The following is a 13,009-nucleotide window of genomic DNA, read 5'->3' on the forward strand; positions in this document are numbered from 1 at the left end:
CCCGTTGCTAAAAATGGTCTGAGTGAGTTGGTTGTTGATCTCAAGCGGCAACCCGCTCAGACCTCCTCGACGCTGTTCGGCTCGCGCCGCGACAGGTCGATGCCCAGTTCCTCCGCTGCACGGAAGACGTCCTCCTCGCTGTCGCGCATCTCGACCCGGCTTCCGTCGGACGAGAGCACTTCCACGTTCAGACACAGGGACTGCATTTCCTTGACCAGAACCTTGAAGGACTCCGGGATACCCGGCTCCGGGATGTTCTCGCCCTTGACGATCGCTTCGTACACCTTGACGCGGCCGACCACGTCGTCCGACTTGATGGTCAGCAGTTCCTGCAGCGCGAAGGCGGCACCGTAGGCCTCCAGGGCCCACACCTCCATCTCGCCGAACCGCTGGCCGCCGAACTGGGCCTTACCGCCCAGCGGCTGCTGCGTGATCATCGAGTACGGACCGGTCGAACGCGCGTGGATCTTGTCGTCGACCAGGTGGTGCAGCTTCAGGATGTACATGTAGCCGACACCGACCGGTTCCGGGAACGGCTCACCCGAACGGCCGTCGAACAGCTTCGCCTTGCCCTGCCCGTTGACCATCCGGACGCCGTCCCGGTTCGGCAGCGTCGAGGAGAGCAGGCCGGTGACCTCTTCCTCGGTGGCGCCGTCGAAGACCGGGGTGGCGACGTTGGTCATCGGCTCGGCCGCACCGGCGCCGATCTTGATCAGCCGCTGCGCCCACTCTTCTTCGTTCTCCGGGTCGACCTCCCAGCCGCGGCTGGCGATCCAGCCGAGGTGGGTCTCCAGCACCTGGCCGACGTTCATCCGGCCGGGCACGCCCAGCGGGTTCAGGATGACGTCGACGTGGGTGCCGTCCTCGAGGAACGGCATGTCCTCGACCGGCAGGATCTTCGAGATGACGCCCTTGTTGCCGTGCCGGCCGGCCAGCTTGTCGCCGACCGAGATCTTCCGCTTCTGGGCGACGTACACCCGGACCAGCTGGTTGACGCCCGGCGGCAGCTCGTCGCCGTTGTCCCGGTCGAAGACGCGGACACCGATGACGGTGCCCTCCTCGCCGTGCGGAACCTTCAGCGACGTGTCGCGGACCTCGCGCGCCTTCTCACCGAAGATCGCGCGCAGCAGCCGCTCCTCCGGGGTCAGCTCGGTCTCGCCCTTCGGCGTGACCTTCCCGACCAGGATGTCACCGGTGGTGACCTCGGCGCCGATCCGGATGATGCCGCGCTCGTCCAGGTCGGACAGCATCTCGTCGGAGACGTTCGGGATGTCCCGGGTGATCTCCTCCGGACCCAGCTTGGTGTCGCGGGCGTCGACCTCGTGCTCCTCGATGTGGATCGAGGTCAGCAGGTCCTGCTGTACGACGCGCTGGCTGAGGATGATCGCGTCCTCGTAGTTGTAGCCCTCCCACGTCATGAACGCGACCAGCATGTTGCGGCCGAGGGCCATCTCGCCCTCGTCGGTGCACGGACCGTCGGCCAGCGGCGTACCGATCTCGACCCGCTGACCGGCGTCCACCAGCGGGCGCTGGTTGATGCAGGTGCCCTGGTTCGAGCGGCGGAACTTCGCCATCCGGTAGGTCTGGTACGTGCCGTCGTCGGCGGCGATCTCGATCAGGTCGGCCGAGACCTCCTTGACCACACCGGGCTTGTCGGACACGACCACGTCGCCGGCGTCGACCGCACCGCGGAACTCCATGCCGGTACCGACCAGCGGGGCGTCCGAGGTGATCAGCGGCACCGCCTGGCGCTGCATGTTCGAACCCATCAGCGCGCGGTTGGCGTCGTCGTGCTCGAGGAACGGGATCAGCGCGGTCGCCACCGACACCATCTGGCGCGGCGAGACGTCCATGTAGTCCACGTCGTCGACCGGCACGAGCTCGACCTCGCCGTGACGGCGACGGACCAGCACGCGCTCCTCGGCGAACCGGTCGTCGTCGTTCAGCGCGGCGTTCGCCTGCGCGATGACGAACCGGTCCTCCTCGTCGGCGGTCAGGTAGTCCACCTGGTCGGTGACCTGGCCGTCGACGACCTTGCGGTACGGCGTCTCGACGAAGCCGAACGCGTTCACCCGGCCGTACGACGCGAGCGAGCCGATCAGGCCGATGTTCGGGCCTTCCGGCGTCTCGATCGGGCACATCCGCCCGTAGTGCGACGGGTGCACGTCACGGACCTCGAACCCGGCCCGCTCACGGCTCAGACCACCCGGGCCGAGCGCGTTCAGCCGGCGCTTGTGGGTCAGGCCCGCGACCGGGTTGGTCTGGTCCATGAACTGCGACAGCTGGGAGGTGCCGAAGAACTCCTTCAGCGCCGCCACCACCGGACGGATGTTGATCAGGGTCTGCGGCGTGATCGCCTCGACGTCCTGGGTCGTCATCCGCTCCCGGACCACGCGCTCCATCCGGGCCAGGCCGGTGCGCAGCTGGTTCTGGATCAGTTCACCGACGGTCCGCAGCCGGCGGTTGCCGAAGTGGTCGATGTCGTCTTCCTCGACGACGATCTCGCCCCGCGGAGCCGGCAGCTCGGTCTTGCCTTCGTGCAGCGCGACCAGGTACTTGATCGTGGCGACGATGTCGTCGACGGTCAGCACCGCCATGTCGTGCGCCTCGTCACGGCCGAGCTTCTTGTTGATCTTGTAGCGGCCGACCTTGGCCAGGTCGTAGCGCTTGCCGTTGAAGTAGTAGTTCTCCAGCAGCGCCTGCGCGGCCTCGCGGGTCGGCGGCTCACCCGGACGCAGCTTGCGGTAGATGTCGAGCAGCGCGTCGTCCTGGCCGGACGTGTGGTCCTTCTCCAGGGTCAGGCGGATCGACTCGTAGTCCCCGAACTCCTCGAGGATCTGCGCGTCGGTCCAGCCGAGCGCCTTCAGCAGCACGGTGACGTTCTGCTTGCGCTTACGGTCGAGGCGGACGCCGACCATGTCGCGCTTGTCCACCTCGAACTCCAGCCACGCGCCGCGCGACGGGATGATCTTGGCGGTGAAGATGTCCTTGTCGGACGTCTTGTCCGGGGTGCGCTCGAAGTACACACCGGGCGAACGGACGAGCTGCGACACGACGACGCGCTCGGTGCCGTTGATCACGAAGGTGCCCTTGCGCGTCATCAGCGGGAAGTCGCCCATGAAGACGGTCTGGCTCTTGATCTCGCCGGTCTCGTTGTTCATGAACTCGGCGGTGACGAACAGCGGAGCGGAGTACGTGACGTCCCGCTCCTTGCACTCGTCCACCGTGTTCTTCGGCGGCTCGAAGCGGTGGTCGCGGAACGACAGCGACATGGTGCCGCTGAAGTCCTCGATCGGGGAGATCTCCTCGAAGATCTCTTCCAGGCCGCTGGGGCCGGACAGGTCCGACCGCCCCTCGGCCTCGGCGGCGGCCACACGGGCCTGCCACGTTTCGTTACCGACCAGCCAGTCGAAACTGTCCACCTGCAGCGCAAGCAGATCCGGAACCTGGAGAGGCTCGGAGATCTTTGCGAAGGAGATGCGGCGGGGGCCGGTGACGTTGGAAATACTGTCGGACTGGGGGTTGCGCGAGGCGACCAAGGGGCGTCCTTCCACGGGCTCGCAAAATCACATCGGTGCTGGGGGCGCGCCAAGCCGCCCCAGTCAAGTCGGAGACCCGAGCAGAGGCGAGGAAAAAGGCAGCGCAAAGCAATAGGCTACATGCTCCAGGCAAGCCTGTCCAATGGGGTCCAATAGTTTGCCGTTGGACCACCCTCTCCGTCAAGGACCGACCCGGAGTCTCCAGTGGGTAGATCACCCACGAGACACCCGGCGCCCCTCTGGTGCGGAGTTACCTAGAGATTACAGTCCGGCGATCTCCTGGACCAGCCATCGGTCGCCGTTTCGGACCATCGTGAACCGGGTCCGGTTCAGATCCACCCGGGGACTACCCTTCGTGATCGTGCTGGTGGTCGTCTGGTTGACGAAGATGATCAGCGTGACCCGGTCGGCGTCGCCGTCGCGGACCCCGACCTCGCGGACGTCGGCCTTCACCGTGGCCTTGGTCTTGGTGGCCAGTTCGCCGGCCACCTTCGCGGTCTCGTCGAACTTCGCGGCGAACTCCGGAGTCATCGTCGCCCGCGCTGCAGCGAAGCTTTTGTCCAGGTCACGGTAGTCGTAGCTGAGCGCCGTCTCGGCCGCCTTCCGGCCCGCGGCGGCGGCCTGGTTGCGGGCGTCCTCGGCCTGCTTGCCGTGCCAGGCCTTGATCCCGAGCACCGCGGCGACCGTCAGGGTGAGTACGACGACGACGCCGAGCGCGGCCGTCAACGCGGTCCCCAGACCCCGTTTCTGCTCACTCTCCGTAGAGATTTCGGGGGCCGGCGACTCCTCCAGATCGGCCTCGGAGACCTCTTCTGTGGCCGGGGTCACATCCTCCGGACGGGTCTCCTCGACCAGTTCGGCCGGCTGGTCGGGTTTCGCCGTACGGCGCTGGCCGGCGATCCGCGGGCGGCTGCGGCGGTCGGACATCAGCCCACCACCTGCAGGTCGGCGGTCAGCCAGCGGTCCTTCTCGCGGACCATGTCCAGCTTGATCCGGTACCGGCGCTGGACGCCCTCGGCCGAGGCCGTGTTCGTCACCACCGCGTTCACGATCACCAGCACCTGGGCGGAGTCCTTGTCGTTGGAGACGACGGCGGCTTCCTTGACGTCGCCCTTGGAGGTCGCCTTGTTCGTCACCACGTCGGTCTTCACCGCGTCGATCCCCTGCTGGAACTCCTGCTTGAACTGCCCGGTGGAGTCGTCGATGACCCGCTTCGAGTCCGCGTCCCAGGTCTGGTAGTCGTACGTCGTGAAGTCCAGCGCCAACTGCCGCGCCGCCTTCATCGCGCCGTCGCGTTGCGAGTCGTCGGCCCGCTGCTTGCTCAGGGCGACCACCGACAGCGTCAGGCCGGCGATCGCCACCACGAGCAGCACGCTGAGAGCCCAGGCCAGCATCAGCCGGCCGTTCCGTGCGATCACTGGCCGGTCACCGGTCCAAGGATGAGTGCCTTCCAGGAGTCACTGCCGAGCAGGTCCTGCTGTCCGCCGGTGGAGCCGAGGGTCATGCCCGGCATCCCGTCGGTCCCGCCCGCGGCGCCGGTGGCCGGGTCGTACCCGAGTCCGTAGCCGGACCGGTTCAGGTCCTCGCGCGACGACGGCGACGGCTTGTTCTGCGAGCCGCGCACGTTGATCCCGCTCTTCGGATCCGCCGTACAACCGGCCTTGGTGTTCGCCGGGGTGTCCTTCAGGTCCTGCGGGACCCGCTTGTTCGTGCCGCCGTACCCGGGCCGGCAGGCCGGCGGCTGCAGCCCGACGACCAGCCCGAAGTGCGCGTCGTAGTGCCCCTCGGCGTTCTTGGCCGGTACGACGTACCCGCCCATCGACACCGCCGGGTACACCACGAACAGCTGCTCGACGGCGTCCAGCCGGACCGCGGTCAGTTCGCTCACCGTCAGCAGGTTACCGAGCAGCACCGCGACCGACGCGCTGTTGTCCTGGATCAGGCCGGTGATCTGGGTGGACGCGACCGAACCCTGGTCGATCACCTTGCGCAGGTTGCTGTCCGAGCTGACCAGGGTGTCGGACAGCAGCGCCAGGTTCTTCGCCCAGGTCTTGATCGCGTCGCCGCTGGCCACCTGGGTGGCGAGCACGGTGTCGCCGTCGTTGATCAGCTTGATCGTCTGCAGCACGTTGGCGTCCGCGTCATCGATCAGCTTGCCGGAGCTGTCGATGATCTTCTGCAGGTCGGTGCCCTTGCCCTTCAGCGCCGTCCCGAGCTCGCGCACCGTGGTCCGCAGGCTCTCCTTGTCGACCGAGTTCACCAGCTGGTCCAGGTTCAGCAGCAGCTCGGTGGTGTCGATCGGGATCGCGGTGTCCTTGCGGTCGATCTTCGAGTTGTCCTGCAGGTACGGCGCCCCGTCGCGGCGCGGCTGCAGGTCGACGTACTGCTCGCCGATCGCGGACCGGTTCGCGACCACCGCGAGCAGGTCGTTCGGGATCTTGAACTTCTTGTCGATGTCCATGTCCACCTGGACGCCGTCGTCGAGCAGCTTCAGCTGCCCGACCCGGCCGACCGGCTGGCCACGGTAGGTCACTTCGGCGCCCGCGAAGATGCCGCCGGACTCGACGAAGCTGGCACTGACGGTGTAGTCGGTGTTGACGATCAGCTTGTCGATCTGGGCGTACTTCGCACCGACGAAGGCGACGCCGACGACGGTGATCAGCAGGAACACCATCAGCTGGATCCGGACCGTTCTGGTGATCATCCGACCACCCCCGGCATCAGTGCCTTGGCCAGGTCGGGATCGAACCCGGACCGGTTCAGCTTCGGCGAGCAGACCGGCAGGCCGAGCACCGTGATGCAGGTCGTCGCGGTCCCGGTCGGGACCGGCAGCGACGGCAGCACGCTGCCTTGGCCCGGACTGGTCGGCAGATGCACCGGGAGGCTGATCCGGTTGGTCGGCAGCGCGGTCGGGCCGACTGTCGGCAGCTGGATCCCGAGCAGACTGTCGAGTGCCTTCTTGGTGTTCACGTCCACCGTGATCCCGAGGTTGGTGTAGTCACCCTTCGCGGCCTTGGCGGCGTTGTCGGGGAACGGATAGGTGAACAGCAGCTCCAGCGACTTCGGCAGGTTCTCCCCCGCCTCGGCCAGCTTGGTGAGGATCGGGTACAGCGACTGCAGGTTGGCCACCAGGTCCTTCTGCGCGGACGTGATCACCCGGGTCGCGGTGTTGCCCAGCGTGGCCAGCGCCTGCAGCGTCTTCACCAGCGCGGCGCGCTGCTTGTCCAGGGTCGCGATCGACGCCGGCAGCGAGTCGATCGCGGTCGCCAGCGTCGCCTTCTGCGCGTTCAGCTTCTTGGCGAGCGCGTCCACCGACTTGATCGCGGTGACGATCCGCGCCTTGTTCTGGTCCAGGGTGCCGACGAACGTGTTCAGCTGGGTCAGCACGCTGCGGATAGCCGGCTCGTTGCCGGTCAGCGCCTTGTTCAGCTCCTGCGTGATGATCTGCAGCTGCGCGACGCCGCCGCCGTTCAGCAGCAGCGAGAGCGCGGACAGGACTTCCTCGACCTCGACGTTGCTGCTGGTCCTGGACAGCGGGATCAGCTCGCCGTTGTCGAGCTTGCCGCGCGCCTTCTCGGTCCCGGTCGGCCGGGCCAGCGACACGAACTTCTCGCCCAGCAGGCTGGTCTGGCGGATCGTGGCGTGCGTGTTGTCCGGCAGCGCGAGGCTCTTCGGCAGCTTGATCCGCACCTTGGCGACGTACCCGTCCAGCCAGACCTTCTCGACCGTGCCGACGGTGACGTCGTCGACCTTCACCGACGACTTCGGCACCAGGTCCAGGACGTCGGTGAACTCGACGGTGACCGTGTACGACGGCCCCTTGATCTTCGCGCCGCCCGGCAGCGGGAGCGAGTAGACGGAGAAATCACAGCCGCTCAGCAGCATCGCGAGCGCAGCGACTCCGGCAACGATCGACGTACGGCGCATCACTTGACCAACCCCCCGAGTGTCGGGTCCACGGGGTCGGGGCTGTTCAGCGGGGCCTTCGGCGTCGGCGCCCACGGCGTACCGGCAGGGCCGCCGCTGACGGGCGCGGTGCCGGTCAGCTGCTCGATCAGCGGCAGCTTGGCGAGGGCGTCCAGGACCGGCTTCAGCGTGGAGCACATCGACAGCGGCTGGTTCGCCTGCAGCAGCAGTGAGCAGACGAACGTCGCCGGGTCGTCGAGCTGTCCCGGGTTGATGCGCTGGTCCAGCGTGCCGAACTGCGGGTTGTAGATCCGGGCCAGGTTGCCGAGGCCGAGCGGCGCGGTGTCGAGCACCTCGGCCAGCGCGGCCTTCTCGTTCACCAGGATCTGCGACAGCTTGGTGGCGCCGGTGACGGTGTTCTTCACCAGGGTCCGGTTCTCCTTGACGAACGTCGCGACCTCGCCGAGTGCGGTGGCGAGCAGCGACAGCGCCGCGCCCAGGTCCTTGCGCTCTCCCGCCAGGGTGGTCGAGGTGGTGGCGAAGTTCGTGTTGAACTGCCGGACCAGCTGGTCGTTCGCGGCGAGCGCGGACACGAACGTCTGCAGCTGCCGGATCGTGTTGAACAGCGCCGACGAGTTGCCCGACAGCGTGCTTGTCAGCTTGGAGACGTCGGTGATGGTCTGGTTCAGCTTGGCGCCCTGGCCGTTCAGGTTCTTCGCCGAGACGTCCAGCAGCCGGGCCAGCGCGCCCTGGTCGTTCGCGCCCTTCGGCCCGAGCGCCACCGACAGGTCGTTGAGGCTCTGGTAGATCTGGTCGAGCTCCAGCGGTACGGCGGTCCGATCGAGCGGGATCTGCGCGCCGTCGGCCATCACGGCGCCCTTGGAGTACGCCGGGGTGAGCTGCACGTACCGGTCCGCGACGATCGACGGCGAGGCGATCACGGCCTTCGCCGTGGCCGGCACCTTGTGCTTGGCCTCCCACCAGAACTTCACCCGCACGCTCCGGCCGGCCGGCGTGACGCTCTCCACCTCGCCGACCTTGATGCCGAGGATCCGGACGTCCGAACCCGGGTACACCGAGACCGCGCGCGGGAAGTACGCCGTCGCCGTCACCCGCTCGGGCTTCGGCCACAGGGACACGGCGCCGACCACGATGATCACCAGGACCACTGCCATCGCGATCAGCCGCGAGATCGCATTGACCCGCATCAGCCGCCACCTCCCAGGATCGGGGGGATCCCGGTGGGCAGCACCTTGGGCAGCGGGATCTCGGGCACCGGCGCCAGGTTCTGCAGGTAGGTGTCGAACCACGGACCGGTGCCGAGGGTGTTCGTGAAGACCCGGACGAACGGCGCCAGGCCCTTGATGCTCGCGTCCAGGGAGTTCTGGTTCTGCAGCAGGACGGCGAGCACGGCGTTGACCTTCTGCAGCGTCGGCCCGAGGTCCTTGCGGTTCTCCCGGACCAGCGCGGTGATCTGCGCGGACAGCTTCTGCGTCGACACCAGCAACTGGTGGATCAGCGCCCGCCGGGCCTGCACGGCCTGGAACACCTTGTTGCCGTCCTTCATCAGCTTGATCAGCTGCTGGTTGCGGTCGGCAAGAACCTTGGTGACCACGTTCGAGTGCTGCAGCAGCAGCTTGAGCTGCTCGTCGCGCTTGGCCACGTTCCGGGACAGCCGGGACAGGCCGGTCAGCGACGCCTTCACCTCTTCGGGCGTGTTCTTGAACGTCGCCGACAGCGTGTCCAGGGCCTTCGCCAGCTGGGCGGTGTTGATCCGCTCGGTGGTGTTGGCCAGGTCGGTGAAGGCGTCCACGACGTCGTACGCCGAGATCGTCCGGGCCAGCGGGATCTCGGAGCCGGGCTTGAGCTCGCCGGGACCGGCCGGGTTGAGTTTCAGGTACTTCTGGCCGAGCAGGGTCTTGATCTTCATCTCGGCGCCGGTCTGGTCGCCGAGCTTCACGCCCTTGTCGACCACGAAGTCGACCCGGACGTGGGTGCCCTCGAGCTCGACGTCGCGGACCTTGCCGACGCGGACGCCGGCGACCCGGATCTCGTCGTTCGGCTTCAGGCCGCCGGCCTCGGAGAACTGCGCGGAGTACTTCGTCCCGCCGCCGATCAGCGGCAGGTCCTGCGCCTTGAACGCGGCCAGCATGATCAGCCCGACGACCGTCAGGCCGACCACGCCGATCGTCACCTGGTTCTGTTCCCGGAAGGGCTTCACTTCTTGCACCTCGCCGAGTTGAGGTCGTAGGCGACCGGGATGCGGGTGCCGGTGGGCAGCGTGACGTTGCCGTCGAAGTTGCACAGGTAGAAGTTGAACCAGGAGCCGTACGACGCGGTGCGGGTCATCGAGTTCAGCTTCTCCGGCATGAACTGCAGCGTCTTCACCCAGATCGCCTGGGTGTCGTCCAGTGTGCTGGCGACCGCGCGGAGCTTGTCCAGGTCGGCCTTGATCGGCACCCGGGTCTGCTGCAGCAGGCCGGCGGTCTTGGTGTTCAGCGAGTTGATCGAGGTCAGCGAGCTGAGGATCGGGTTGATGTCCTGGCTGAGGCCGGTGATGAACTGCTGCAGGTTGACCAGCAGCTGGGAGAAGTTCGCCTGCCGCTGCGAGACGATCTGCAGCGTCGAGGTCAGGTTCGTGATCAGGTCGCCGATCACCTGGTCGGCGTCGGCCAGTGTGGTGGTCAGTGAGGCCGTCTTGGCCAGCAGCGACTCGATCGTGCCGCCCTCGCCCTGCAGCACCTTGATCACCTCGAACGCGAACTGGTTCACGTCCGCCGGGGTGAGTGCGGTGAACAGCGGCTTGAAGCCGTTGAACAGCACCGACAGGTCGAGCGCCGGCGTCGTGCGTTCCTTCGGGATGACGCCGTTCTTCTTCAGCCGGTCGCCGCCGCCGATGCCGTCGGTGAGTGCGACGTACCGGTTGCCGACCAGGTTGCGATACCGCAGCGTCGCATGCGTCGAGGTGTCGATCACCTGGTCGGAGTCGACGCTGATCGTCACCATCGCCAGCGTGTTCTCGTAGAGGGCGATCTTGTCGACCTGCCCGACCTTCACGCCCGCGATCCGGACGTCGTCACCCTGGTTCAGCCCGACCGCGTCGGTGAACACGGCTTTGTACTTCGTGGTCGGGTTGAAGCTGATGTTCCCGATCGTCACCGCCAGCAGCGCCGTCGCGACGGTCGTGATCACCACGAAGATCCCGAGCCGAACAGTGTCGAACGTGGTCTTCTTGTCGAAGAAGCTCATTTGGTGACCCCCCTCGGCTGTTGGTGCGTAGCTCCGGTGTCCAGGTGGGTGCATCGCAAGGCGGAGGAGGGGCTCGATGCGGGTTTCATCGTGCCCCGACGACAACGCGGCGAGGTGCCCGCCTGGGCGCCGGAGATGCGTGCCGAACAGTTGAGGGGGGTCACCTTAGGTTCACCTGCCCTCCGCGGAGGAGGGGGCCGACCATCAGGGTTGTCAGGTCCGGTACGTCGTTCGCGGCGACGCCCATCTCCGGGCCGACGACCGAGTCGATCACCTTCTGCTCGGCCGGCGATCCGACGCCCTGCGTGTCCATCGCGAACCCGGGCATGGCCCGGTTCAGCTTGACGTCGAGCGGGAAGCGCTGGTTCTTGTTGTGGTCGCCGATCACGCCGTCGTCACCAGTGATGTACGGCGCCGGGTTCTCCTGGGTGTACGGACCCGGCTTCGAGCCCGGGTGGCTGTAGTTCTTGCCGACACAGGTCGGCCCACGGTGGTCCTTGTACACCGGCAGCTCGTTCGGCTCGTACGGCGTCGGCTGGTTGGTGATCAGCTCGAGGTTGATGTTCAGCCGGCCGTCGCGGAACGTGTCGTTCAGGATCGGGGCGGTGTCGGTCATCACCTTGAGGAAGCACGGCACCTCGGGCGAGTACCGCTCCAGCAGGTCGAGGACGGGACGCGTGACCTGGCCGAGCCGGATCACCCGGTCCTCGTTGGCCTTCAGGAACGTGTCCCCGGTCGTGGACAGGTTCTGCACGTCGACGAAGAACTGCTGCAACTGCTTCTGCTTCTCGACGACCGTGTTGCCGGTGATCGTCAGGTTCCGCAGCGCGCGGACCAGGTCCGGCGTCGCGTCGCCGTAGATGTCCGAGACCTGGGTGAGCTTGGCGAGCGCGTCCATCAGCTTCGGGACGTGCGGGTTCAGCTTCTTCAGGTACCCGTCGAGCTGGGTGAGGGTGCCGGCGATCTCGGCGCCGCGGCCCTCGAGTGCGGTCGCGAGCGTGTTCAGGGTGGCGTTCAGATCGGCCGGGTCGACCGCCTGGAGCAGCGGCAGCGCGTCGTTCAGCACCTTCTCGATCTCGATGCCGACCGCGGTCTTGTCCCGGCTGATCACGTCGCCGGCCTTGATGGGCGGTCCTTCGGCTCCGCTCGGCGGCACCAGCGCGACGTACTTCTCTCCGAACAGCGTCTTCGGCAGGATCCGGGCGCTGACCGCGGCGGAGATCTCGGCCACCTGATCCGGCTTGAGCGCCAGGTCGACGGTCGCCTCGTCGCCGTCGGTCGAAACCCCGCGGACCTCGCCGACGATGATGCCGCGCAGCTTCACGTCCGCGTGCTCGTTGAGCTGCAGGCCGATGTGGCTGGTCTTGAGCTCGACGTTCACGGTCTTGGTGAAGACCTTGGCGTAGAACGCGTACGTCAGCCACAGCAGGAACACCAGTACGCCGATGAACGCGACGCCCAGCACCTTGTGCGAGATCAGTCTGGTCATGTCACCCCGCCAGCCTGACGGTGGTCGTCGTACCCCAGATGGCCATCGACAGCAGCAGGTCGACGACGTTGATCACGACGATGGACGTCCGTACGGCGCGACCGACCGCGACGCCGACACCGGCCGGGCCGCCGCTCGCGTGGTAGCCGTGGTAGCAGTGCACCAGGATCACCAGGACGGAGAACACCAGCACCTTGCCGAACGACCAGAGCACGTCTCCGGGTGGCAGGAACAAGTGGAAGTAATGGTCGTACGTGCCCGTACTCTGCCCGTAGAACTGGGTGACGGTCAGTCTGGTCGCGAAGTACGACGAGAGCAGGCCGACGACGTACAGCGGGATGACGGCGATCAGGCCGGCGATGATCCGGGTGGTGACCAGGAACGGCAGCGACGGGATCGCCATCACCTCGAGGGCGTCGATCTCCTCGCTGATCCGCATCGCGCCGAGCTGCGCGGTGAAACCGCAGCCGACGGTCGCGGCGAGCGCGATACCGGCGATCAGCGGGCCGATCTCGCGGGTGTTGATGTAGGCCGACACGAAGCCGGCGAAGGCCGACGTACCGATCTGGTTCAGCGCCGAGTAGCCCTGCAGGCCGACCTCGGTGCCGGTGAAGAACGCCAGGAACGTGATCACACCGACGGTGCCGCCGATCACCGCCAGCGCGCCGGAGCCGAGCGTGACCTCGGCGAGCAGCCGGAGGATCTCCTTGCGGTACCGGGTGACGGACTTGCCGGACCAGGCGAGCGCCTTGATGTAGAAGGCGAGCTGCTCACCGAGGTGGTCGAGCGAGTTCAGGGGTTTCTTGACCAGCACGTCCATCAGGGC

10 protein-coding genes are annotated in these 13,009 nt (G+C 67.0%); all 10 read right to left on the reverse strand.

The features are described 5' to 3' along the window. Window positions 1-56: 56 nt before the first annotated feature. Window positions 57-3,539, reverse strand: coding sequence for a DNA-directed RNA polymerase subunit beta (gene rpoB, locus OHB24_RS05715; RefSeq protein ID WP_327637883.1), 3,483 nt, complete (start codon window positions 3,537-3,539; stop codon window positions 57-59). 261 nt (window positions 3,540-3,800) lie between these two features. Then, window positions 3,801-4,466 (reverse strand): hypothetical protein, encoded by a 666-nt coding sequence (locus OHB24_RS05720; protein WP_327637885.1) that lies wholly within the window; start codon window positions 4,464-4,466, stop codon window positions 3,801-3,803. Next, the gene (locus OHB24_RS05725; RefSeq protein WP_327637886.1) at window positions 4,466-4,957 is read right to left on the reverse strand and encodes a hypothetical protein; all 492 of its coding nucleotides are present in this window, start codon (window positions 4,955-4,957) and stop codon (window positions 4,466-4,468) included. The genes OHB24_RS05720 and OHB24_RS05725 overlap by 1 nt, the downstream gene beginning before the upstream one ends. Continuing rightward, window positions 4,954-6,243, reverse strand: coding sequence for an MlaD family protein (locus OHB24_RS05730; protein ID WP_327637887.1), 1,290 nt, complete (start codon window positions 6,241-6,243; stop codon window positions 4,954-4,956). Before OHB24_RS05730 ends, OHB24_RS05725 begins: the two co-directional genes overlap by 4 nt. Further along, the gene (locus OHB24_RS05735) at window positions 6,240-7,466 is read right to left on the reverse strand and encodes an MCE family protein (RefSeq protein ID WP_327641018.1); all 1,227 of its coding nucleotides are present in this window, start codon (window positions 7,464-7,466) and stop codon (window positions 6,240-6,242) included. Before OHB24_RS05735 ends, OHB24_RS05730 begins: the two co-directional genes overlap by 4 nt. Then, a complete protein-coding gene (locus tag OHB24_RS05740) occupies window positions 7,466-8,653 on the reverse strand; it encodes an MCE family protein (protein WP_327637888.1) in 1,188 nt (395 codons plus the stop codon). Before OHB24_RS05740 ends, OHB24_RS05735 begins: the two co-directional genes overlap by 1 nt. After that, on the reverse strand, window positions 8,653-9,666 hold the full coding sequence (locus tag OHB24_RS05745) for an MCE family protein (RefSeq protein ID WP_327637889.1): 1,014 nt from the start codon (window positions 9,664-9,666) through the stop codon (window positions 8,653-8,655). Before OHB24_RS05745 ends, OHB24_RS05740 begins: the two co-directional genes overlap by 1 nt. Further along, window positions 9,663-10,694 carry an MlaD family protein gene (locus tag OHB24_RS05750; RefSeq protein WP_327637890.1) on the reverse strand — a complete coding sequence of 344 codons (1,032 nt, stop codon included), beginning with the start codon at window positions 10,692-10,694 and terminating at the stop codon, window positions 9,663-9,665. Before OHB24_RS05750 ends, OHB24_RS05745 begins: the two co-directional genes overlap by 4 nt. Before the next feature lie 160 nt (window positions 10,695-10,854). Further along, entirely contained in the window at window positions 10,855-12,183 is a 1,329-nt protein-coding gene (locus OHB24_RS05755) for an MCE family protein (protein ID WP_327637891.1), read from the reverse strand. A 1-nt stretch (window position 12,184) separates the two neighbouring features. Next, window positions 12,185-13,003, reverse strand: coding sequence for an MlaE family ABC transporter permease (locus tag OHB24_RS05760; RefSeq protein WP_327641019.1), 819 nt, complete (start codon window positions 13,001-13,003; stop codon window positions 12,185-12,187). Window positions 13,004-13,009: the final 6 nt, after the last annotated feature.

This window comes from Kribbella sp. NBC_00482 (assembly GCF_036013725.1).
Lineage (GTDB): Bacteria > Actinomycetota > Actinomycetes > Propionibacteriales > Kribbellaceae > Kribbella.